Source organism: Burkholderia diffusa, from assembly GCF_902499115.1.
In the GTDB taxonomy this organism is placed as follows: domain Bacteria; phylum Pseudomonadota; class Gammaproteobacteria; order Burkholderiales; family Burkholderiaceae; genus Burkholderia; species Burkholderia diffusa.
Genome location: NZ_CABVPN010000009.1, coordinates 162,991 through 186,833 on the forward strand (window position 1 = coordinate 162,991; position 23,843 = coordinate 186,833).

A 23,843-nucleotide genomic window follows, 5' to 3' on the forward strand; every position below is an offset into this window, starting at 1 on the left:
GTGGTGGTGTCATCCGATGGTAGGAATGAAGCCGCCTGCGTCACATCGTCTGTTCGGACGAACGCCGCGGGAGCTGCGTTCAAGTTCGCCGATACGCGACATCGGGGTTCATCCAAACAGGTGATGGCCGGCCTCCCGTGCGCCTGTAACGTGGCGTCGACGCGGCTTCGATCCGCGCACACGAGACCAAGGAGACGGCATGACCCCGATCGAACGAATGGAAGCGCGCGTGCGCAGGCTGGAGGACGCCGACGCGATCCGCCGCCTGAAGGCGCGCTACTTCACGTGCTGCGACCGGAAGGATCCGCAGGGGATGCGCGACTGCTTCGCGCCCGGCGCGGTGCACATCGACTACGGCCGAATCGGTACGTTCGACCACCGCGATGCGCTCGTCGACGTGTTCGAGCGGCTCGGCTGCCATCCGCACATCGTCGAGATGCACCACGGCGTGAATCCCGACATCACCGTGCTCGACGACACGCATGCGCGCGGCACGTGGGGCCTGCATTACCAGATGCTCGACACCAACGCGCGCACGCTCACGCAGCTCGGCGCGACCTACGACGACGAATACCGGAAGGTCGACGGCGAATGGAAGATCGCGGCCACCCGCTGCGTCGTCACGTCGACGTTGTCCGCCCGCTATGACGGCGATGCGCCGGGCGTGCTGTTCGCCGGCGCGCAGCCGCCTGCCGCGTGACGACGCGCACGACCCACTCAGGTTGAAAACATTCCCCAGGAGACATCGAACATGGCACAGAACAACGAGGCGCCCGTCGCCGTCGTGACGGGCGCGTCGCGCGGTGCCGGCAAGGGCATCGCGCGCGCGCTCGGCGCGGCCGGTATGACGGTCTATGTGACGGGGCGCTCGCAGAACGAAGGCGACGCGCCGCTGCCCGGCACGATCCACGAAACCGCGCGCGAAATCGACGCGCTCGGCGGCCGCGGGATCGCCGTCGCGTGCGACCACGCGGACGACGCACAGGTGAAGGCGCTGTTCGAGCGCGTCGAACGCGACAGCGGGCGACTCGACATCCTCGTCAACAATGCGACCTATCTGCACGACCAGCTGATCCTGCCAGGTCCGTTCTGGGAGAAGTCGCTCGACCTCGTGAACATCCTCGACGTCGGGCTGCGCTCGGCGTACGTCGCGAGCTGGCACGCCGCGCCGCTGATGGCGAAGCGCCGCAGCGGGCTGATCGCGTTCACGTCGTCGTTCGGCGCGAGCTGCTACATGCACGGCGCCGCGTACGGCGCGCAGAAGTCCGGCGTCGACAAGTTCGCGAAGGACATGGCCGTCGACCTGAAACCGTTCGACGTCGCGGCCGTGTCGATCTGGATGGGGCCGCTGCGAACCGAGCGCACGACGCGCGTGTGGGACGAGCATCCGGACCTCTACAAGGAGTTCTCGCTCGTCGCCGAAAGCCCGGAATTCACCGGCCGCGTGATCCATGCGATCCACGCCGATCCGCAGCGCATGGCGTTGTCGGGGCAGGTGCTGGTCGGCGCGGAAGCCGCGCTGCAGTATGGCATCGCGGATCTCGACGGCAAGCAGCCGCCGTCGTATCGCGAACTGCTTGGCGGGCCCGTGCAGGCTCATCCGGCGATCGTCGCTTAAGGAGCGCACATGGGCATCCTCGAAGGCAAGGTCGCGCTCGTGACGGGCGCGGGGCAGGGCGTCGGGCAAGGCATTGCGCACGCGCTCGCGGGCGAAGGCGCGCAGGTGGCCGTGGTCGGCCGCACGCGCGACAAGCTGGTCGCGACTTGCGATGCGATCCGCGCGCGCGGCGGTATCGCGGAGCCGTTCGTGTGCGACGTGATGGACGCCGCGCAGATCGCGCGGTGCGTCGATGCCGTCGTCGAGCGGTTTCGCGGCGTGCAGATCCTGGTCAACAACGCGCAGGTCGTGCCGCTCGGCCGCCTGCTCGACGTGACCGACAAGGATTTTCTCGCGGGCCTCGAGTCGGGGCCGATCGCGACGCTGCGAATGATGCGCGCGTGCCATCCGCATCTGAAGGGGGATGGCGTGATCGTCAATTTCGCGTCGTCGGCCGCGGTGCGCTGGGACGCGTCGGGCTATGGGGCCTACGCGGCGACCAAGGAAGCGATTCGCGCGCTCACGCGTGCTGCCGCATGCGAATGGGGCGCCGACGGCATTCGCGTGAACGCGGTCGCGCCGCATGCGCTGTCGCCGGGGCTGAAGGGCTGGATCGACGCGAACCCGGACGAAGCGGCGGCGTTCTTCCGCACGATCCCGCTCGGCCGCGTGGGCGACTGCGAGCAGGACATCGGGCGCGCGATCGTGTTTCTCGCGAGCCGCGACGCCGCGTACCTGACGGGCGCCACCCTGCCGCTCGACGGCGGGCAGGCGTATTGGGGCTGACGGCGAACGCGACGCACATCAAGGGCCGGCACCGATGCGCGTCGCAGCGCGTCGCGGCCGGCAAACCGGAATCGGAAAGCATCGAGGAGAAAACGACATGGGTCGACTGGAAGGGAAGGTGGCGATCGTCACGGGCGGCGCGCGCGGGATGGGCGCGGCGACATGCAGGCTGTTCGTCGCGGAGGGCGCGCGCGTCGTGATCGGTGACGTGCTCGACGCGGAAGGCGAGGCGCTGGCGCGCGAACTCGGCGACGCGGCACGCTTCATGCGCCTCGACGTGAGCGACGAACAGAACTGGGCGCGCGTCGCCGATGCGACCGTCGAGCAGTTCGGCCGCATCGACGTGCTCGTGAACAACGCGGCCGTGCTGATGTTCGGTGCGATCACCGAATTGTCGAAACGTGATTTCGAGCGCGCGGTATCGATCAATCTCGTCGGCACGTTCGTCGGCATCCGCACGATCGCGCCGCGCATGATCGCGCAGAAGAGCGGATCGATCGTCAACATCTCGTCGGTGGACGGGCTGCGCGGCGTGAACGCGCTGGCCGCCTACGTATCGAGCAAATGGGGCGTGCGCGGGTTGACGAAGGTGGCGGCGCTCGAACTCGGCCACCAGGGCGTGCGCGTAAATTCGATTCATCCCGGTGGCGTCAACACCGCGATGTCGAACCCGGCCGGCGCGCCGCTCGACGAGATCAACAAGCACTACACGCACGTGCCGCTGCAGCGCGTCGGCTTGCCTGACGAAATCGCGCGTGCGACGCTGTTTCTCGCGAGCGACGAAGCGTCGTACTGCAACGGCGCCGAACTGTCCGTCGACGGCGGGATGGCGGCAGGCGCGTATTACCCCGGATTGCCGGGCGCGCCGTTTTGAGCGGTAGCGCACACAACGCATGCGCGATGGATGTTTGTGTACGCAACCTAATTCAGGGTTTGCCTGAGTAGCGAAAACGCGAATCTGCGCCGCGACATGTTCGCGTGCATCGCATGCGAGCATGTCGCGCGATTTTTCCGTTTTCGCGAAACCCTTGCAGGACGGATGTTCCAGCCGTTTCGTCCCCAAAGCTCACGCGTCGGCGCAGTAAAAAGGACATGCCGGCAAGCGGCATGCCGGCGCGTCGTCACAGTTGTTTCTTGTTGCAACGCAACGCCCGCCCAATAACGGCGATGGTATGCTGGCCGGCATGGAGTTGTACGGCAGGTTGCTTGCATGGCGAAACTCGCGTTCGCACGCTCATACGAGACATCACATTCTCTCGCCCGCATCGCGGCATCGACACGCGCTCCGCTCGCGTGTGCCGCCTTGCGCGTCGCTGCATCCTGCGCTCCGACCGCATTCCCCATCTCGCGGGCTCGTCCCGCATCCCCCATCCCCGCCCAATAGTCTGGAGACATTCCCATGTCGCAAAACAACCTGGCCGAAGCGACGCACGGCCCGCTGATCGCTCCCCCGGCATTCGTCAAGCATCGCAAACTGATCGACTGGGTGTCGCGTATCGCGGCGCTCACGGAGCCCGATCGCGTCGTCTGGTGCGACGGCTCGCAGGAAGAAAACGACGCGCTGTGCCAGGCGATGGTCGACCAGGGCACGCTCAAGCGCCTGAACCCGGCGAAGCGCCCGAACTCGTATCTCGCGCAGTCCGATCCGTCCGACGTCGCGCGCGTCGAGGACCGCACCTTCATCTGCACCGAATCGCCCGACGACGTCGGCCCGACCAACAACTGGATCGCGCCGGAAGAAATGCGCGAGACGCTGAACGGTCTGTTCCGCGGTTCGATGCGCGGCCGCACGCTGTACGTCGTGCCGTTCTCGATGGGCCCGCTCGGCTCGCCGATCGCGCACGTCGGCGTCGAGTTGTCCGACAGCCCGTACGTGGCCGCGAACATGCGGATCATGACGCGCATGGGCCGCGACGTCTATGACGTGCTCGGCGAGGACGGCGAATTCGTGCCGTGCGTGCACAGCGTCGGCCATCCGCTCGAAGCAGGCCAGAAGGACGTGCCGTGGCCGTGCAATCCGGTCAAGTACATCGTGCATTTCCCCGACACACGCGAGATCTGGAGCTTCGGCTCGGGCTACGGCGGCAACGCACTGCTCGGCAAGAAGTGTTTCGCGCTGCGCATCGCGTCGACGATGGGCCGCGACCAGGGCTGGCTCGCCGAACACATGCTGATCCTCGGCGTGACGTCGCCGGCCGGCAAGAAGTATCACGTCGCGGCGGCGTTCCCGTCCGCGTGCGGCAAGACCAACTTCGCGATGCTGATCCCGCCGCGGGGTTTCGACGGCTGGAAGGTCACGACGATCGGCGACGACATCGCATGGCTGAAGCCGGGCCGCGACGGGCGCCTGTATGCGATCAACCCGGAAGCCGGCTTCTTCGGCGTCGCGCCGGGTACGGGCGTGAAAACCAACCCGAACGCGATCTCGACGCTGAAGGAAAACGTGATCTTCACGAACGTCGCGCTGACGGAAGACGGCGACGTGTGGTGGGAAGGCCTGACCGACACGCCGCCCGCGAAGCTGACCGACTGGCAGGGCAACCCGTGGACGCCGGAGATCGGAAAGGAAACCGGCCGCAAGGCCGCACACCCGAACTCGCGCTTCACGGCGCCGGCATCGCAATGCCCGTCGATCGACGCGGACTGGGAAGACCCGGCCGGCGTGCCGATCGACGCGTTCATCTTCGGCGGCCGGCGCTCGACGACCGTGCCGCTCGTGACCGAGGCGCGCGACTGGATCGAAGGCGTGTACATGGCTGCGACGATGGGCTCGGAGACGACCGCCGCGGCAGCCGGCCAGCAGGGCGTCGTGCGCCGCGACCCGTTCGCGATGCTGCCGTTCTGCGGCTACAACATGAGCGATTATTTCGCGCACTGGCTGAAGATCGGCAAGCAGATCGAAGGCGCCGGCGCGACGCTGCCGAAGATCTACTGCGTGAACTGGTTCCGCAAGGATGCGAACGGCAAGTTCGTGTGGCCGGGCTTCGGCGAGAACATGCGCGTGCTGAAGTGGATGCTCGATCGCCTCGAGGGCAACGGCGGCGGCGGCGACCATGCGTTCGGCGTGTCGCCGGCCTATGACGACCTGCACTGGAACGGGCTCGACTTCACGCGCGAGCAGTTCGACGCGGTGACGTCGATGAACGCCGACGAATGGCGCGAGGAACTGAAGCTGCATGCGGCGCTGTTCGACACGCTGAAGCTGCGTTTGCCCACCGAGCTGACCGACACGATGAAGAAGATCGAACAGCGCATCGGCGGCTGACGATCCGAATCGAAGTAACGAAGTAACGACGTGGTGGCACGAACGTCCCGCCGCCGGCATGCATCGCCGGCGGCGGGACGTTTTTGTTTCTGCTTCGTTTCAGCGTGGCGCGTGTTGCGCCGGCAGTGCGCTCATGCGCCGCATTGCGCGACCACTTCGTTCACCGCGCGCTGCACGTCGCCGCGCCGGTAGCGCAGCAGCGCGATATCGGCCGGATCGGGTTCGTACGACACGACGTTGCCGCGCCCCGTATAGATCGCCATATCGGGCAGCAGCGGATGCTCCTGGTCGAGCGACGGCACCGGCTGCGGATTGCCCGCCGCGCGGAAGAAGGCCGCGAAATAGTCGGCGAAGCTCAGGTTCTCGTCGCCGACGAGATAGGCCTTGCCGGATGCGCCGCGTTGCAGCGCGCCCCAGATCGCTTCCGACAGCGACTGCGTCGAGATGAAGTTGCTGCCGCCGGCCGGCCCGTACACCGGCAGGCCGGCGAGCTTGCCCTGCGCATAGCCCGTGTACGCGGCGAACATCTCGTTGCGCAGCCCCGGCACCGACCCGACGACGAACGGCGCATTGACGCTGCACACCGCGAACGACGGCGACGCGAGCGCGCGCACGCGTTCGTCCGCGAGATGGCGCGAGCGCACGTACGGCACCGTGTCGACGAGTGCCGGCGCGACCTGCGGATAGAAGCTGCCGACCAGCACCGCGCGCTTCACGCCCGCGTCGCGCGCGAGCGCGAAGAAGCGCGGTACCGCGTCGACGTTCGCGCGTTCCCAGTGCGCGGCTTCGTCGGTGCCGGGCGGCAGGTGGCGAATGTCGTTGCCTGCCGCGAACACGACCGCGTCGAACAGCGCGAGGTCGTCACGCGTGAAGTTGCCGGCCACGTAGTCGCGCAACAGCACGTCGAATTGCGCGAGCGCGCTGCCAGGCGCGGGCGGCTTGCGGGCGGCGAGCGTCACGTCGTTGCCTTGCGCGCGCAGATGCAGCGCGGCGTGGCCGCCGATGAGGCCGGTGCCGCCGATGATCAGGATGTTCATGGTGTCTCCGAGGGCGGCGCAGGCGCGCCGCATGAATTGAACCGACGATTGAACGGATGAAGCCGCACGGAAGTGCACTCAGAAGTTGAAGCCGTTGCCCGTGACGACCGGCATGTTGGTCCAGAAACCGTTCGGGTCGCGGTACCAGCCGGCCGCCGCGAGCGCGCCGCCGTCCACGTGCAGCGTCGTGCCGGTGACCCACGCGGCGAGCGGGCTCGCGAGGAACAGTGCGGCGCCCGCGATGTCGCCGCCGGCACCGAAGCGCCCGAGCGGAATCCAGCGCGGGATGTGCGCGCGATGCTCCGCCGCGACCATCGCGCTCACGGGCACCTGCGGCGTCTCGGTGGTCTCCGGCGCGATCTGGTTCACGCGAATGCCGGCCGGCCCGAGTTCGAGCGCGAGACTTTTCGTGAAACCGGTCAGTGCGGTCTTGAACGACGCATACACGGTGCAGTTCGGAATCGCGCGGAAGCCCTCGATCGACGACACGCCGACGATGCTGCTGCCCGCGCCGCGCTTGCGCAGCAACGGCAGCATCGCCTGCGTGACGACGAACACCTGGCGCAGGTTCACGTCGAACAGCCGCGCGATGTCGTCGTCGGTATGATCGTCGAACGGTTTCGCGATCTGCAGGAAATCGCCGACGTTGTTGACGAGCACGTCGAGGCCGCCGAAGCGTGCGTCGACCGTCTGCGCGAATGCGTCGACCTCGTCGCGGCGCGTGACGTCCACGACGCCGACGAGCGCGTCGACGCCCGCGGCTTCGAGCGCCTGGCGCACGTCCTGCGCGCGAGCGGGGTCGAGCTCGGCCACCGCGACGCGCGCACCCGCCGCGCCGAATCCTTCCGCGCACGCGCGGCCGATGCCCGCGCCGCCGCCGGTGATCAGTACTGTCTTGCCGGTAAATGAAATCACCACAACACTCCTTCGAACGAAAAAGCCACGAGCCGCATCACAGGGACGAAACGAGTTGCGCGTTGTCGATCCGCAGCTCCGCGCCGTTCACGAAACGCGATTCGTCGGAGGCAAGGAACAGCACGAGATTCGCGACGTCCCGCGGATCGCACATGCGTGCCATCGGATCGCTGCCGATGCCGAGTGCGGTTGGATCGAGATCGGGCATCAGCGCCTGCGTCATCGGCGTCCAGATCCCGTCCGGATGGATCGAGTTGCAGCGGATCCGGTAGCCGCTGCGCTTGCAGTGCACGGCGACGCTGCGCGCGAGCGCCGTCACCGCGCCTTTCGACCCGGTGTACGCGCACATCATCGGCAGCCCGCCGAGCGCGGCGACCGACGACATCATCACGATCGAGCCCGGCGTGTCGTTGCCTTTCATCGCGCCGATCGCGTATTTGCAGCCGAGGAAATAGCCGTCCGCGTTGACGCGCAGCACGCGCCGCCAGGTGTCGAGGCTCGTGTCCTCGATCGAGCCGACCGGGCAGATCGCCGCGTTGTTGACGAGTACGTCGAGGCGGCCGAAGCGGTCGAGCGTCGATGCGATCGCGTGCCGCCAGCCGTCCTCGTCGGCGATGTCCTGGCGCACGAATAGCGCGGTGTCGCCGATTTCGCGCGCGAGCGCGCGGCCCGCATCCTCGTCGATGTCGGTGAGCACGACGCGCGCGCCCTCGGCGGCCAGCAACAGCGCATCGGCGCGGCCGACGCCACTCGCCGCGCCGGTGATCAGCACGACCTTGTTTGCGACTCGATTCATGTTGGGTTCGATTTCCTGCGACGTTGAAAGAAGGCGGGCGCTCATGCGGCGCCCGGCGCGCGGCCGGCCTTGACGGCGTCGAGCGCGGCCGCGCCGTAGATCTGCGCGATCGTGGCGTCGACGCGCGAGTTGGTGCGCAGCTCGTGGCCGCCGTCGACCGCGAAGCTCTGGCCGGTGACCCAGCCAGACTCGGGGCCCGCGAGATAGCGCACCGCGTGCGCGATCGCTTCCGGTTCGCCGAGCGTGCCGAGCGGAATCTGTTCGAGGAAGCTGTCGACCAGCGCACGGTCGTCGAACATCGGGGCGGTGGCTTCGGAGCGCGTGAGGCCCGGCCGCACTGCGTTCACGCGGATCTTCGCGCCGGCCAGCTCCTCGGCCGCACCGCGCACCAGCGCCTCGAGCGCGGCCTTCGCGGTGCAGTACGCGGTCAGCCAGCGGAAATTGATCTGCGCGGCGGTCGACGAGATGCAAACGATGGAGCCGCCGCCGCTGTCGGCGAGCCGCGGCGCGGTGTGACGGATCGCGGCGAACGCGCTGGACAGGTTCAGGTCGATTTCCGCGCGGAAGCTGTCGGCGTCGTGCATCAGCAGCGGGCGGAACCCGGCGCCGCCGACGGTCGGCACGACGATGTCGAGACGGCCGTCGAGCGCCCATGCGGTATCCAGCGCGGCCTGCAGGTCGGCGTCGTCGCAGGCGTCGCCGGCGTGGATCGCGACGCGGCTGCCGGGCACTGCCTCGGCCAGATGCCGCTGCGTGCGTTCGAGCGCGTCGCGGCGGCGGCCCATCAGCACGACGGCCGCGCCATCGGCGGCGAGCGCGTGCGCGCAGGCCGCGCCGATGCCGCCGGCGCCGCCCGTGACGAGCGCGGTGCGGCCGGCGAGGGGGAGGGGCGAGCGCATCGTTCAGCCCTCCAGCGGCAGGTCTTGCGACCAGTCGACGTGCAGCGTGCGCGCGGCGAAGCGCCACGTGCCGCCGTCGAACACGCAGCGGTCGCGATAGCGCAGCCCCCAGTCGAGCTTGCGCTTCACGCCTTCGCGCACATAGACGTGGCACGCGACGCCGTAGGTCTCGACATCGGCTTCGCCGTCGTCGAGCGTGACGAGCTGGTTGTGCACGTGGTGCTGGGTCGTCTCGTAGCGCTCGATCACGCTCATGCCGGCGACGATCGCGTCGCGGTCGTCGAAGCGGAAACCGGGGCCGTCGAGCTGCGCATCGGCGGTGAAGAGGGTGGCGAGGCGCGGCCAGTCGCGCCGATCGACGGCTTGCGCGTAACGGCACGCAAGTTCGTACAGCGCGTGGCGGGGATTCGAATCGGTCATGCGGTACTCCCGTGAGTGAACGGAAAGCGTTTGCCGCGCCGCGAGCGCGGATGCAGCGGCGTTGCGACGTTGACGCGCAGGTTCGCATCGGACCGATCGATGCTCATCATCCATACGGAGCAGGGTAAGGATCGGGGAAAACACCGGGACCGACGGCGGTGCAACGTCCGATGCTGCGATGCAGCGGCGGATGCACGGCATGCGGCCGACGGTGATGCGGCCGATCGCAACAAGCCGGGTCAGACGGTTCGCGGGTCTTTCAGTCGAACCGATCACGCAGTAATGCTGCAGTGCGGTGCGCCGCATGAAGCGCGATTCGTGTTTGCCCCTAGTCGAAATGGACGATGGCTGGCGGGCCGGCGCTGGCTACCGTGCAGTCATCCGGCGCCGTTGCACGTGGTCAGTCGCCGGATACGAACCGCGATAGCGGCCAACCGGAGGGGACGACGATCATGAGACTGACGACTCGCAAGCTGTGCGTATTGGCGATAGGCACGTTCGCGGCCATGGCGGTGGCGCGATATGGTGCCGAGCAGGTCCCGTCGCCACCTTATGCGGCCGGCATTCTGCAATGCCGCTCGGTCGACTCGAACGGCTTGCCGACGGGTTGCGTACCGATCGATCCGTCGCACTTCGGCTTCGCCGCGCTGCGCGGCATGTGACGCTGGCGCGGCCGTGCGCCGCGCCGATTCGATGTCGCCCGGAAGCCGTCGCGATGCGGCGGCGTCCTCGCGGACAGGCCGGGTGGCGCACCGCGATACATGCGCCGCGGGTCGCCCATCCGGTTTCCCGTCGTCGTTCGAGTTTCCGCCCACGACACCCGGCGCGGCTCGCATGCGCGCTCTCGAGCGCTCGCATCGACACCGCGCCGACGTCCGTATCGGGCTGCCTGCCCGGCGGTGCTTCGCCACGACCACCGCCTTTCACCCATTCCCTTCACGCAGGACCATTACGCGATGTCATCCGACTATTCCCTGACCCGCCCCCTGAACGTCCGCGACGTGCGTCGCTGGGACGCCGAACACGACGTCGTGATCGTCGGCTTCGGCGCGGCCGGCGCGTGCGCGGCGATCGAAGCCGCGAGCGCCGGCGCCGACACGCTGATCGTCGAGCGCGCGTCGAGCTACGGCGGCACGAGCGCGCTGTCCGGCGGCGAGATCTACCTCGGCGGCAGTGGCGGCACGCCTGCGCAGCGGCAGGCCGGCTTCAGCGACGATACCGAGGACCTGTACCGCTACCTGATGCTCGCGGGCGGCCGAGACGCGGACGAGGCGAAGGTGCGTCTCTACGCGAACGAGAGCCTCGCGCATCACGACTGGCTCGTCGCGCAGGGCCTCACGTACAAGAACACGTTCATCGCCGAGCGGATCGTCGAACCGGAAACGGACGATTGCCTGATCTGGTCCGGCAGCGAGGAGGCCTGGCCGTTCAGTGAGGCCGCGAAGCCGTGCCCGCGCGGGCACACACCGCAATGGCCGGGCTGGGGCGGCGGGCAGATGCTGATGCGCGTGCTGGCCGGGCGCGTGCAGGCGCTCGGCGTGTCGACACGCTACGACACGCGCGCCCTGGCGCTGATCGTCGACGATGCCGGCGCGGTGCGCGGCGTCGTGCTGCGCGCGTACGGCGAGACGGCATGCGTGCGGGCGCGCCGCGCTGTGATCCTGTGCGCGGGCGGCTTCGCGATGAACCGCGACATGGTGCGCCGGCACGCGCCGCAGTTGCTGCGCTCGGACGAACCGATCGGCAGCCCGGGCGACGACGGCTCAGGCATCCTGCTCGGCCAGAGCGCGGGCGGGGCCGCGATCCACATGGACCAGGGTTTCGTCAGCCTGCCGTTCTACGCGCCCGAATCGCTGATCCGCGGGATCTTCGTGAACGCGCGCGGCCAGCGCTTCATCAACGAGGACGGCTATCACGGCCGCACCGGCCATCACGCGTTCCACCAGACCGACGACCGGATCTACCTGCTGGTCGACCAGGCGACCTATCAGGAGCCGCCCGCGATCGCGCGGATCGGCATCGCGGCGGCGGGCGAGACATGGGAGGAAGTCGAACGCGACCTGCAGATGCCGGCCGGCACCCTGACGGCGACCGTCGACGTCTACAACCGCCACGCGGCCGAAGGCGTCGATCCGTTGTTCCACAAGGCGAAGAAGTGGCTGACGCCGCTGATCGAGCCGCCGTTCGTCGCGCTCGATTGCCGGATCGACTACGCGTTCTATCCGCATTTCACGCTGGGCGGGCTCGACACGCTGCCGACCGGGCAGGTGCTCGACGCCATGCGCGTGCCGGTGGCGGGCCTTTATGCGGCGGGCCGCACGAGTTGCGGGCTGCCGCGCTGGGGCGCCGGGTACAGTTCGGGGCTGTCGCTGGCCGATGCGACGTTCTTCGGCCGGCAGGCCGGTCGTCATGCCGCGCGTTCGGTGAGCGAGGCGGAGCGCCGCGCCGCGTAGCGTCGCCTTAACAGGAAGGCACGACGCCCCGGGCAACCGTGTTGCACCGGGGCGTCGTCGTTTCAGGCGGACGTCGGTGGCGCGTCGACAGGCCGTCAGCCGAGATCGAGTGCGTTCGTCAGGTCGCCCGGCGGCGTCGCGCCGCGCGACGCGAACGCCTTGTCGCGCGCGGCGACGCCGTCGAGCGGCGCGAGCCCGTGCACGCGGCTGATGAAGCGCAGGATCGAGTTCGTGTCGTACATCGTGTGGTCGACGTAACCCTTCTTCGCGAACGGCGAGATCACGAGCGCGGGAATTCGTGAGCCGGGGCCCCAGCGATCGCCGACCGGCGGCGCGACGTGATCCCACCAGCCGCCGTTCTCGTCGTGCGTCATCACGATCACGGTGTTCGCCCACTGCGGGCCGCGCCGGATGCGTTCGATCACGTTCGCGATGTGGCGATCGCCGGATTCGACGTCCGCATAGCCCGCGTGCATGTTCAGGTTGCCTTGCGGCTTGTAGAACGCGACGGCCGGCAGGCGGCCCGCGTCGATGTCGGCGATGAAGCGGTTGGTCGACGGCTCGTCGCCGAGGCCCGCGTCGCGCAGGTGCTTGCGGCGCGCGTCGGTGCCGGGCGCATAGTTCGCGAAGTAGTTGAACGGCTGATGGTGGTACTGGAAATCCGGCACCGTGCCCGTGTCGCGGTGCTCGAGCGCGTATTGCCACGCGCCGCTGTACCACGCCCAGTCGACGTTCTTCTCCGACAGGCGGTCGCCGATCGTCGCATGGGCTTGCGGCGGGATCACGCGATGGTCGGCCGGATCCGCGTATGCCGCGTTGCCCGGATCGGCCGGCGGCACGTAGCTCGGCTGGTACGGCGGCGCCATCGTGTTGACGCCGTAGCCGTCGGGCGTCAGCGGGCCGTCGACCGCGAACTTCGGCGGGCCCTCGAGCGCGGATGCCGGCGAATCGGCGGCGAGCGTCAGCCGCGTGCCGGCCGGATCGTCGCCGTCGACCTTCGACAGCAGCTTCGCCGCGTGCGGATGCCGGTGTGCATCCGGATAGATCGGCGGCTGCGCGGAAATCAGGAACATGTGGTTCAGCCACGAACCGCCGAAGGCCGCCATGAAGAAGTTGTCGCACAGCGTGTATTGCCGCGCGAGGTTCCACAGCCGCAGCGTGTCGGCCGAATTGCGGTAATGGCCCATCACGAGGCCGCCCGAATCGGCCCACGCGGCAAACTGGTTGTTGCGGCCGCCCGCGATCTGCATCTGGTTCTGGTAGAAGCGGTGCCACAGGTCGCGCGTGATTACGCCATTGGGCAGCGGCTTGCCCTGCGCGTCGGCGATCCGGAACGGCGCGTTCGGCAGCTTGTCGATGTCGCGCTCGGCGATCGCGTAGCGCTTGCCGTCCACTTCCTGCGCTTGCGGCACGAGTCCGCCCCAGATTTTCGGCAGCACCGGCAACGGCGTCTTGCCGTCGCGATCGAGCTGCTGCGCATGCTCGGGCCGCACCTCGCTCAACGGGTAGCGCACACCGGGGAAGTCGCCATACAGGTTCGCGAAGCTGCGGTTTTCCGCATAGATCACGACGATGTGGCGCACCTGCCGGCGCAGCGCCTCGTCGAGCCGCAGGTCGGCGGCGGTGCGCGGCGCGCCGCCCGGCGTGGTCTCGCAGCCGCCGAGCGCGACGCCGGCGCCGAGCGCGGCGAGGCCCCCGAGCATGCGGCGGCGGTCGGGATCAACGGGAAGGTCGTCGGGGCGATCGGGGGTGTCGTTCACGTCGTGAGCTCCTCGGATGGGCGGTTGTCGTTCGATGCGCGGCGGCGTCACGCGGCCTGCCGCGACGCGGGACGGCCGGCGTCGCGCCCGGGCGGGGCGATGCCGGCTGTCACGGAAATGTCATGAACGCGACTATAACGTGGCCGCCCGCCTCGATGAAAGCTGTTTGTCGGACAATGCGCGACGCTTGCGCGCGAACTAGACTTGAATCACGGGCGGCGCGTTGCCGTGCGTCGTCCGCGCGAACGGCGCGTGGCGCGCCTTCGCGGTGTCATTCATGCGACGAAACGAGGCGAAGATGACGCGGATGCGTTCCGTATGCGCGTGGCTGCCGATGCCGCGTGCCGGCCCGGCGCGCGGGCACGCATAAGCGCGCGGCGGCGTGACCGGCCGGCCCGATGCCATGGACAGGAAATTCGACTACGCAGGATTGCTGATCGCGGCGGGCTTCTTCGTGCTGTTCGCCGCGCAGTTGCTGATGCTGCGTCCGACGTCGACGCTGATCGCGTACAGCGATTTCCATCGGCTCGTCGCCGCGCGGCTCGTCGACGATCTCGAGATCGGATCGACGACGATCACGGGCACGCTGACGATGCCGCAGGCCGGCGCGATGCTGCCGGCGTCCGAAGTCGCGGCCCTGAAGTCGGAGGGCACGCCGCCCCGCTTCGCCACCAACCGCGTGACCGACCCGCAGTTGATCGACACGCTGACCGCCGCCGGCATCCGCTTCCACGGCGCGTCCGACACCGGCTGGATCGCGTCGCTCGCGTCGTGGCTGGTGCCGCTCGTCGCGTTCGTGTTCATCTGGAACCTGATGCTGCGCAAGCGCGGCGGGCTGCAGGATTTCACCGGGATGGGCAAGAGCCGCGCACGCGTCTACGTGCAGCAGGAAACCGGCATCACGTTCGACGACATCGCGGGCATCGACGAAGCGAAGGCCGAGCTGCAGCAGCTCGTCGCGTTCCTGCGCGATCCGGATCGCTACCAGCGGCTCGGCGGCAAGATTCCGAAGGGCGTGCTGGTCGTCGGCGCGCCCGGCACCGGCAAGACGTTGCTCGCGCGCGCGGTGGCGGGCGAGGCGGCCGTGCCGTTCTTCTCGATCAGCGGCTCGGCGTTCGTCGAGATGTTCGTCGGCGTCGGCGCGGCGCGCGTGCGCGACCTGTTCGAGCAGGCGCAGCAGAAGGCGCCGTGCATCGTGTTCGTCGACGAGCTCGATGCGCTCGGCAAGGTGCGCGGGGTCGGCCCGATGTCGGGCAACGACGAGCGCGAGCAGACGCTGAACCAGTTGCTCGTCGAGATGGACGGCTTCCAGGCCGGCTCCGGCGTGATCATCATGGCCGCGACCAATCGGCCGGAGATTCTCGATCCCGCTCTGCTGCGCCCGGGCCGCTTCGACCGTCACATCGCGATCGACAGGCCCGACGTGAACGGCCGCCGCCAGATCCTCGGCGTGCACGTGAAGCGCGTGAAGCTCGCGGCCGACGTCGACCTTGGCGAACTCGCGTCGCGCACGCCGGGCTTCGTCGGCGCCGATCTCGCGAACGTCGTCAACGAGGCCGCGCTGCATGCGGCGGAACTCGGCAAGCCGGCGATCGGAATGGACGACTTCGACGAGGCGATCGATCGCGCGCTGACGGGCCTCGAGCGCAAGAGCCGCGTGATGAACGCACAGGAGAAGCTGACGATCGCTTATCACGAAGCCGGCCATGCGCTCGTCGCGGAAAGCCGCGCGCATTGCGATCCGGTAAAGAAGGTGTCGATCATTCCGCGCGGCGTGGCCGCGCTCGGCTATACGCAGCAGGTGCCGACCGAGGATCGCTACGTCCTGCGCCGCAGCGAGCTGCTCGATCGGATCGACGCGCTGCTCGGCGGGCGCGTCGCGGAAGAACTCGTATTCGGCGACGTGTCGACGGGCGCGCAGAACGATCTCGAGCGCGCGACCGCGATGGCGCGCCACATGGTCATGCAGTACGGGATGAGCGAGCGGATCGGGCTGGTGAGCTTCGACGACGGCGATGCGCGCACCGGCATGCCGGGTGCATGGCATTCGGGCGAGGGGCGCTGCAGCGAGCACACCGCACGGATGATCGACGACGAGGTGCATACGCTGCTGACCGATGCGCATGCGCGCGTCGCGTCGACGCTCGGAGAACGTCGCGATGCGCTCGAGCGGATCGCACGACGGCTGCTTGCGTGCGAGGTGCTCGAACGCGATGCGTTGCAGGCGCTGATCGACGGGCGCGAGGCGCCTGGTGCCGTGCCATCCACGACCGATCCCGGGCCTTGCGCGGGCGCGAATACGCCGGAGCAGGCGTCCGCGATCGAGCGCGATTTCGTCGCATACGGGCCGCCGCGCGAACCCGAACGCTGAAGCACGAGCCTGTCGCCGGCAGGACGCGGCGCGTCAGGACTCGGTCGCGGCGGCGACTTCCGCCGCTTCGGCGAGCGCGTCGAGAAAGCGCGTGCGCCACCAGTGCACGTCGGTCTTGCGCACGATCGCCATCAGCGCGTCGTGGCGCTGGCGGCGTTCGTCGAGCGGCATCGTGAGCGCGCGCTGGATCGCCTGCGCGGTGCCTTGCGTGTCGTACGGATTGACGAGCAGCGCGGGCTTCAACTGCTCGGCCGCGCCCGCGAAACGCGACAGCACGAGCACGCCCGGATCGGCCTCGTCCTGCGCGGCGAGAAACTCCTTCGCGACCAGGTTCATGCCATCGCGCAGCGGCGTGACGAGCGCGACGCGGCTCGCGCGGTAGAGGCCCGGCAAGCGCTTGCGCGCGACCGTGCGGTGGATGTAGCGCATCGGCATCCACTCGAGTTCGCCGTAATCGCCGTTGATCGCGCCGCACAGGCTGTCCATCTCGCGCCGCAGGTCGTCGTACGCGCCGAGATCCTCGCGGCTTGGTGCGGCGATCTGGATCAGCGTCGCGCGGTCGCGGTTCTCCGGATATTGTTCGAGCAACTGGCGGAACGCGTGCACGCGCTGCGGCAGCCCCTTCGTGTAGTCGAGCCGGTCGACGCCGACGAGCAACTGGCGACGCGAATACTCGTCGCGCATCCGCTCGAACATGTCGATGCCGTCGCGGTTCTCCGCGAGCGCTGCGAATTCGTCGACGTTGATGCCGATCGGGAACGCACCGGCCGACAGCGTGCGGCCGAACGCGTGCAGGCGGCCGTCCGGTAGCCGCGCGGCGCCGGCTTCCGCCTCGACGTAGTGCTCGAAGTGAAGGAGATCCGATTCGGTCTGGAAGCCGACGAGATCGTAGGCGAACAGCGAGCGCATCAGCCACTCGTGCTCCGGGATCGCGGCCATGATCGGCGGCGGCGGCATCGGAATGTGCAGGAAGAAGCCGATCGGATTCCTGCAGCCCATCGCACGCAGTTCGGCGGCGAGCGGAATCAGCTGGTAATCGTGGACCCAGACGACGTCGTCGGGGCGCAGCAGCGTGCTCAGCTTGCGCGCGAACAACTGGTTCACACGCCGGTAGCCGTCCGCGAAGCGGCGGTCGAACTGCGCGAGATCGAGGCGGTAGTGGAACACCGGCCACAGCACGTTGTTCGAGTATCCGAGGTAATACGCGTCGTAATCCTGCGGATCGAGATCGATCGTCGCGAGCTGGATGCCGCCGACGTTCTGGATCTGCACGTCGTCGCCGTGCGCGGGGCGTTCGCCGTCGCCGCGCAGCCTGCCGCTCCACCCGAACCAGACGCCGCCCGATTCCTGCAGGCTGTCTTTCACGGCCACGGCAAGCCCGCCTGCCGCGGCTTTACGGGGATCTGCAATGCGATTGGATACGACGACGAGTCGGCTCACCAGCTCTCCTGCGAATGGTTGGGGAAGGTTCGTGCGGCCAGGGCGCGAGGCGGACGCCGCCATCGACGCGTGGCGCGATGGGGCCGCGATACGAGCGGACGGGAATCAGGGAACGCGATTCGCCGTTCGAACGTGGAGTGCTTTTTTTAGGATACTCGTCATTCGCATGATTTAAAAGTGCATGACCGCGCTCGGCGAATTCGCAGGCGGTTCAACACTTGCCGTTTCGCGTGCAGGGCGGGCGGGACCGGAAATTGCGCGGCAGCGTGTGCAACGGGAGGCGGCGATCCTGGAGAAAGGGGATCGTGGACGTACGGGCCCGATCGTATTCCGTGTCGATCGAAATTGCTTCGATCGATCGCGATGTGCGTGGTCGACGCGGCGAGGATGCGTGCCGCGGACACATGGAGCGTGCCGCGCGACGCCCGGCGTTTCAGGTTCGCACGAGCGTGACGACCGTCGCACGCAGGCGGTGGCGATGCGCAGACGGGCCGTGTTCCGTGCGACGCGTTACGCGTGACACCACGTTATGCGGCAGCTGCCTGCCAGTGCGACGCGCTGTCGTCTGCTTGCGCGCGCGCGTGTGCCGACGCTGCATGTTCGCCGGCCGGCATCCGGAACGCGGACACCGTCTCCGACAGATCGCGGCCCTGCGCCTCGAGCGATTTCGACGCGGCCGCAGCCTGTTCGACGAGTGCCGCGTTCTGCTGCGTCGTCTCGTCCATCTGCGTGATCGTCAGGTTCACCTGGTCGATGCCGCGGCTCTGTTCGGCCGATGCGGCCGCGATTTCACCCATGATGTCGGTGACGCGCGCGACGGCTCGCGTCAAGTCCGACATCGTCTTGCCGGCTTCGCCCGCGAGCGCCGAGCCGTCCTGGATCGTCTGTACCGATGCCGAGATCAGCTCCTTGATTTCCTTCGCCGCGGTGGACGAACGTTGCGCGAGGCTGCGCACCTCGCTCGCGACGACCGCGAAGCCGCGGCCCTGTTCGCCCGCGCGTGCCGCCTCGACTGCCGCGTTCAGCGCGAGGATGTTGGTCTGGAATGCGATGCCTTCGATGATCCCGGTGATGTCCGCAATTTTCGACGAGCTGTTGCCGATCTCCGTCATCGTATCGACCACGCGGCCGACCACCGCGCTGCCGCGCAGCGCGACGTCCGACGCATTCGCGGCGAGCGTGCTCGCCTGCTGCGCGTTCTCCGCGTTCAGGCGCACCGTCGACGTGAATTGCTCCATCGTCGCGGCGGTCTCCTGCAGCGATGCGGCCTGTTCCTCGGTGCGCTGGCTCAGGTCGAGATTGCCCGATGCGATCTCGCCTACCGCATGCGCGATGCTGTTCGACGAATCGCGCACGCGACCGACGATGTCGATCAGCCGCGCATTCATCGTGCGCAGCGCGTCGAGCAGGTCGCGCGTCTCGTCGTTGCCGCTCACGCTGATACGGCTGCCGAGATCGCCATTGGCCACCGTGCGCGCGACGTCGACTGCCGCGACGATCGGTGCGGTGATCCTGCGCGTCAGCCACAGGCCGCCGCCAACCGCCACCGCGATCGCGATTGCGCAGATGGCCAGCAGCAAGTTGCGCTCGAGCGCGTAGCGATCCGAGAATGCCTGCGCGATCGCGACTTCACGCTCGTGCGTATAGGTTGCGTACGCATCGGTTGCGCGAACCAGTTGCGCAAGCAACGGACGGCAGCGATTGTCGATATCGGCGGTTGCCTCGTCCTTCTTGCCGGCCTGCGCGAGCCCGACGATATTCAGCGCGACGGGCCCGTAGCTCGCTTCGACGCGCACGATCTCGGCGACCAGTTCGCGCGCGCGGTCGGTCGTGTCGGTCGCATTCGCCATCATGTCCTTCAGCTTCGCGAGACGGTCCTGCACGTCCTTGTGCGCCTGCTGCACTTCGGCCAGTTCGAGCTGGATGTCGGACGGCGTGGTCACGAGCACCAGGTTGCGCGCGGCGATCGCGCGCCGGTCGACCGCCGTACGGATTTGCGCGGACAGGTTTGCGCGCGCATTGACGCCGTTCATGTACCGGGAAAACTCGTCGTTCGTATCGGACAGCGCTTTCAGCGCCATGCCCGACACGGCCACGACGACCACGGCGAGCAAACCGAAGCCGCCAAGCAGTTTTGCCTTGATCGTTATTCTGGCGATTTTCACGATGTGCCTCTGTGCGAGTGGTTGACGATGGGAATTTGTTGTTCGACCGCGTGCAGGCCCGTGCCGTCATTAACGGGAATTCCGGATATTTCTTTACCCATCGAAAACCCTGATATTTATTATTTTTTCACTGGAAACCCCGCCGGTTGGGCTTTCTCGATCCGGAGAAAGGCTCAGGAATCGCCAATGATCGTCGCGTTCATACGCGGACATGAAAATCGACTTTTACCGAAAGTTAATACGTTCTGGTCGGTTTCTCAAATCGCCAGATTGGTATGTTCCTTGATTTACGGGTGAATCGCGCATTTGCGTTCGGACGCTCGGGAACGCCCGATTTGGCCCTGTAAAAGAGGCTAAGAATGCGCGCCCGTTCGACCCGGCCCGCGGCCGGCGCCGCGGGCCGTCCGGCGATCAGAACGTCGTGCGCAGGCCGGCCATCATGCTGCGGCCGCCTTGCGGTGCGAAGCCGCGCACGACCGAGGTCGCATAGCGGATCTCCTGGTTCGTCAGGTTGTCGCCGCGCAGGTACGCGAGCCAGTGCGTCGCGCCGACACGGAACTTGTACGTGAGCATCACGCCGAGCGACGTGTAGCCGTCGGTCGGAACATCGTTGTCGGGCACGCGGTGCTGCGACCACGCGTGCGTGACCTGCGCGCGCGCACCGAACGGGCCGTAGCCATAGTCGGCCGCGAGCGTCGCGCGCAGCGGCGCGATGCGCGGCAGCGGCTGGCCGGTGTCGACGTTGCGTGCATGCGTGTAGTCGGCGGTCAGTTCCAGGTCGACCGTGTGACCGCGCCGCGAGAACGCGCGCCACTTGCCATCGAGTTCGACGCCGTAGAACTCGGCGCGCACGCCGCGATAGATGGCTTCGTCGAGCGTATCGCCGGCGCCGGGCGCGACCGGTTCGCCGTCGTCGTTCACGAGGCGGCCCGTGTTGTACTCGGTCAGGTAGTTGGAAAAGCGGTTGTAGAACACGCCGACGCTGCCGCGGTTCGGGCCGCTCGCATAGCGTAGCGACAGGTCGGTCGACACGGCCTTTTCCTTCGACGCTTTCGGGTTGCCGATCAGGAACTGGCCGGTCGCGTCGTGCGGGCCGTTCGAGTACAACTCGTAGAAGGTCGGCGCGCGTTCGGTGTACGCGACGTTTGCCGCGACCGACCACACGGGCGTCAGCGAGAACAGCGCGCCGGCCGATACGCTGCCGGCATTGAAGTCGCGCGGCTGCGCGACCGCGAATTTCTCGATGCCGGCCGGATCGGGATCGATCTTCACATGCTCGAAGCGCCCGCCGAGGGTCAGCTTCAGCGCGGGGACGACCTGCCATTCCTCGAGACCGAACAGCGCGACACTGTTCGTTCGCGTGGACGGCACGAGCATTTCGTCGCCGAGCGCCGAGAACGTGTTCTGGCCGAACTGAACACCGATCGCGCCTTCGAACGGGCCGATCCTGCGATGCCGCGCCTCGATGCGCGCCTCGTAGCCGCGGTTGCGGAAGGTGGTGGCCGTCTCGCCGTTGTCGACTTCCTTGTGGCGATAGTCGGTGTACGCGAAGTCGAACTTCAGCGTCGTGAACGGGCCGCTCAGGTTGCGCACCTCGGACGCGAGCGCGAGGCGCTCCTGGCGCATCCGCAAGCGCACGTCGTCCTCGGCGACGGAGCCGTAGTTCGACTCGTAGCCGCTGTACGACAGGCCCGCGAAGCCATCGGCCCACGTGTACGACGCGCCGAGCGCGCCGCCATGCACGCGGCCGTCGCTATTTGGCACGCTGCCGTACGGTTGCGGCGTGTCGGGGCCGTCGATCGCCCGTTGCTGGCTGCTGCGCGCGTAGCCGGGAATCCGCAGCTTGCTCGTTTCCCGGTCGAATGCGTCGACATGGAACGCAAAGCGGCCGTTGCCGCCTTCGACCTGCGCGGCGCCCGCGCGCACCGAATTGGCGCCACCGTAGCGCGCGTCGAGCGCGCCCGTCACGCCTTCGATCGCCTCTCGCGGAATCCGGTTGTCGATCGTGTTGACGACCCCGCCGACCGCGTTGCCGCCGTACAGCAGCGCGGCCGGCCCGCGCACGATCTCGACGCGTTCGATCGACAGCGGATCCTGCGGCACTGCGTGGTCGTACGACAGCGACGACGCGTCGTAGGCGGCGACGCCATTCTGCAGCAGGCGGATCCGGTCGCCGTCCATCCCGCGGATGATCGGGCGGCCGACCATCGGCCCGTAGGTGGTGGTCGATACGCCGGGCAGGCCGTCGAGCGTTTCGCCGAGCGAATCGGCCTGGCGGCGCGTCAGCGCGTCGCCGGACAGTTGCACGGTCGGCGAGATCAGCTCGGTGTCGCCGAGCGGGTTCGCGGTCACGAAAATCGGCGCGAGCGGCGTGGTGTGCGTCGGCGTCGACGAGGCGGGCGTATCGGCCTGTGCGTGCGCGACGGCGGCGAACAGCATCAGCGAAACGGGCGGTAGCGGGCGAAGCGGTAGACGAGGGAGGTCGCGCATGGTCGGTGAATCGGTTGGAATGGGTTGGAATCGGATCGGGAAACGAGACATGCGGGTCATTACTTGATACGATATATTGTTGCGTCTGCGACGCGCAGTGACCCTTTTGGATATGACTCGGCGTAACCCGGCCACCCGGGCGGAACGGCTTCAGATGGACGAGTTCGCGAAATGATATGTTATATCATTACAAATTCCAAGCGAAACGGCGGTAGCCCACAGGGTCTCCGACAACCTGCCGAAATGGCCGAGAACGCAGCGGCGGGACGTTCAAACCGGCACCGGCGGCGCAAGCAACCATGTCTCGCGATGAATGCGCCGCCGGCGCGCACGATTTCTGCCCCGTTGATGCGCATCAATGCGTTCCGGTTTCGAGCCCGGATACTGGCGCGGTCATCGACCAGACAGGAGCGACGCATGACTCAAACCATGAAAGCGGCGGTGGTGCACGCGTTCGGCGAACCGTTGCGCATCGAGGAAGTGCCGATCCCGATGCCGGGCCCTGGCCAGATCCTCGTCAACATCAAGGCGACGGGTGTCTGCCATACGGACCTGCACGCAGCCGACGGCGACTGGCCCGTGAAGCCGACGCTGCCGTTCATTCCCGGACACGAAGGCGTGGGCGTCGTCGCGGCGGTCGGCGCGGGCGTCACGCACGTGCGCGAGGGCGACCGCGTCGGCGTGCCGTGGCTCTACACGGCGTGCGGCCACTGCGAGTACTGCCACACCGGCTGGGAAACCCTTTGCCACGGGCAGCAGAACACCGGCTATTCGGTGAACGGCAGCTACGCGGAATACGTGCTGGCCGATCCCGACTACGTCGGCCATCTGCCCGAGCAGGTCGCGTTCGACGAGATCGCGCCGATCCTGTGCGCGGGCGTAACCGTCTACAAGGGGATTCGCGTCACCGACACGCGTCCGGGCCAGTGGATCGCGATTTCGGGTATCGGCGGGCTCGGCCACGTGGCCGTGCAATACGCGCGCGCGATGGGCCTGCACGTCGCGGCGATCGACGTGTCTCCGGCCAAGCTCGAACTCGCTCGCCAGCTTGGCGCACAACTGACGATCGATGCGTCGACCGACGATCCGGCGAAGGTCATCCAGAAGGAGATCGGCGGGGCGCATGGCGTGCTGGTCACGGCCGTGTCGCGCAGTGCGTTCGCGCAGGCGCTCGGGATGGTGCGGCGTGGCGGCACGGTGGCGCTCAACGGCTTGCCGCCCGGCGATTTCCCGTTGCCGATCTTCTCGACCGTGCTGAACGGCATCACGGTGCGCGGCTCGATCGTCGGCACGCGTCGCGATCTGCAGGAATCACTCGATTTCGCGGCGGACGGGCTGGTGCGCGCGCATATCCATCGTGACCGACTCGGCAACATCAACGACATATTCGCGCGGCTGCGCGAAGGGAAGGTCGACGGCCGCATCGTGCTGACCGACATGCATTGACGC

General features: G+C 67.9%; 18 protein-coding genes. 9 read left to right on the forward strand and 9 right to left on the reverse strand.

The features are described from left to right. Positions 1-199: 199 nt before the first annotated feature. From BTE28158_RS11405 to BTE28158_RS11425, 5 genes are all read left to right on the forward strand, one after another. Positions 200-700, forward strand: a complete 501-nt coding sequence (locus tag BTE28158_RS11405; protein ID WP_059600491.1) for a nuclear transport factor 2 family protein — start codon at positions 200-202, stop codon at positions 698-700. Positions 701-751: 51 nt separating this feature from the next. Continuing rightward, positions 752-1,618 (forward strand): SDR family NAD(P)-dependent oxidoreductase, encoded by an 867-nt coding sequence (locus BTE28158_RS11410; protein ID WP_059600490.1) that lies wholly within the window; start codon positions 752-754, stop codon positions 1,616-1,618. A gap of 9 nt (positions 1,619-1,627) precedes the next feature. Continuing rightward, positions 1,628-2,383, forward strand: coding sequence for an SDR family NAD(P)-dependent oxidoreductase (locus tag BTE28158_RS11415; RefSeq protein WP_151051027.1), 756 nt, complete (start codon positions 1,628-1,630; stop codon positions 2,381-2,383). 97 nt (positions 2,384-2,480) lie between these two features. Next, the gene (locus tag BTE28158_RS11420; RefSeq protein WP_151051025.1) at positions 2,481-3,257 is read left to right on the forward strand and encodes a glucose 1-dehydrogenase; all 777 of its coding nucleotides are present in this window, start codon (positions 2,481-2,483) and stop codon (positions 3,255-3,257) included. Positions 3,258-3,782: 525 nt separating this feature from the next. Then, the gene (locus tag BTE28158_RS11425) at positions 3,783-5,648 is read left to right on the forward strand and encodes a phosphoenolpyruvate carboxykinase (GTP) (protein ID WP_151051024.1); all 1,866 of its coding nucleotides are present in this window, start codon (positions 3,783-3,785) and stop codon (positions 5,646-5,648) included. 131 nt (positions 5,649-5,779) lie between these two features. Here the strand turns inward: BTE28158_RS11425 and BTE28158_RS11430 are convergent, their stop codons facing one another. The 5 genes from BTE28158_RS11430 to BTE28158_RS11450 all read right to left on the reverse strand — a co-directional run bounded on the left by BTE28158_RS11430 (position 5,780) and on the right by BTE28158_RS11450 (position 9,715). Further along, entirely contained in the window at positions 5,780-6,685 is a 906-nt protein-coding gene (locus BTE28158_RS11430; RefSeq protein WP_151051022.1) for an NAD-dependent epimerase/dehydratase family protein, read from the reverse strand. 78 nt (positions 6,686-6,763) lie between these two features. Further along, positions 6,764-7,597 (reverse strand): glucose 1-dehydrogenase, encoded by an 834-nt coding sequence (locus BTE28158_RS11435; protein ID WP_203249534.1) that lies wholly within the window; start codon positions 7,595-7,597, stop codon positions 6,764-6,766. Positions 7,598-7,637: 40 nt separating this feature from the next. Continuing rightward, positions 7,638-8,396, reverse strand: a complete 759-nt coding sequence (locus BTE28158_RS11440) for an SDR family oxidoreductase (protein ID WP_059600485.1) — start codon at positions 8,394-8,396, stop codon at positions 7,638-7,640. A 41-nt stretch (positions 8,397-8,437) separates the two neighbouring features. After that, entirely contained in the window at positions 8,438-9,295 is an 858-nt protein-coding gene (locus BTE28158_RS11445) for an SDR family NAD(P)-dependent oxidoreductase (RefSeq protein ID WP_174919870.1), read from the reverse strand. A gap of 3 nt (positions 9,296-9,298) precedes the next feature. After that, on the reverse strand, positions 9,299-9,715 hold the full coding sequence (locus BTE28158_RS11450) for a nuclear transport factor 2 family protein (protein WP_151052411.1): 417 nt from the start codon (positions 9,713-9,715) through the stop codon (positions 9,299-9,301). A 452-nt stretch (positions 9,716-10,167) separates the two neighbouring features. Between BTE28158_RS11450 and BTE28158_RS11455 the strand changes: the two genes are divergently transcribed. Together BTE28158_RS11455 and BTE28158_RS11460 are read left to right on the forward strand one after the other, a co-directional pair. Then, positions 10,168-10,377 (forward strand): hypothetical protein, encoded by a 210-nt coding sequence (locus BTE28158_RS11455; RefSeq protein WP_151052416.1) that lies wholly within the window; start codon positions 10,168-10,170, stop codon positions 10,375-10,377. A gap of 294 nt (positions 10,378-10,671) precedes the next feature. Next, positions 10,672-12,168, forward strand: a complete 1,497-nt coding sequence (locus BTE28158_RS11460) for an FAD-dependent oxidoreductase (RefSeq protein WP_151052412.1) — start codon at positions 10,672-10,674, stop codon at positions 12,166-12,168. Positions 12,169-12,263: 95 nt separating this feature from the next. On the opposite strand, the gene BTE28158_RS11465 is transcribed toward BTE28158_RS11460, so the two are convergent. Further along, positions 12,264-13,928, reverse strand: coding sequence for an acid phosphatase (locus tag BTE28158_RS11465; RefSeq protein ID WP_174911737.1), 1,665 nt, complete (start codon positions 13,926-13,928; stop codon positions 12,264-12,266). A gap of 403 nt (positions 13,929-14,331) precedes the next feature. On the opposite strand from BTE28158_RS11465, the gene ftsH reads away from it, so the two are divergent. After that, positions 14,332-16,299, forward strand: coding sequence for an ATP-dependent zinc metalloprotease FtsH (gene ftsH, locus BTE28158_RS11470; protein ID WP_151050315.1), 1,968 nt, complete (start codon positions 14,332-14,334; stop codon positions 16,297-16,299). 33 nt (positions 16,300-16,332) lie between these two features. Here the strand turns inward: ftsH and otsA are convergent, their stop codons facing one another. The 3 genes from otsA to BTE28158_RS11485 all read right to left on the reverse strand — a co-directional run bounded on the left by otsA (position 16,333) and on the right by BTE28158_RS11485 (position 22,394). Beyond that, a complete protein-coding gene (otsA, locus tag BTE28158_RS11475; RefSeq protein WP_124622739.1) occupies positions 16,333-17,739 on the reverse strand; it encodes an alpha,alpha-trehalose-phosphate synthase (UDP-forming) in 1,407 nt (468 codons plus the stop codon). Positions 17,740-18,266: 527 nt separating this feature from the next. Then, entirely contained in the window at positions 18,267-19,904 is a 1,638-nt protein-coding gene (locus BTE28158_RS11480) for a methyl-accepting chemotaxis protein (RefSeq protein ID WP_151050317.1), read from the reverse strand. Positions 19,905-20,315: 411 nt separating this feature from the next. Next, a complete protein-coding gene (locus tag BTE28158_RS11485) occupies positions 20,316-22,394 on the reverse strand; it encodes a TonB-dependent receptor (protein WP_244108012.1) in 2,079 nt (692 codons plus the stop codon). Positions 22,395-22,811: 417 nt separating this feature from the next. On the opposite strand from BTE28158_RS11485, the gene adhP reads away from it, so the two are divergent. Continuing rightward, positions 22,812-23,840: an alcohol dehydrogenase AdhP gene (adhP, locus tag BTE28158_RS11490; protein WP_151050321.1), complete on the forward strand. Its 1,029-nt coding sequence runs from the start codon at positions 22,812-22,814 to the stop codon at positions 23,838-23,840. The last annotated feature ends 3 nt before the right edge of the window (positions 23,841-23,843 follow it).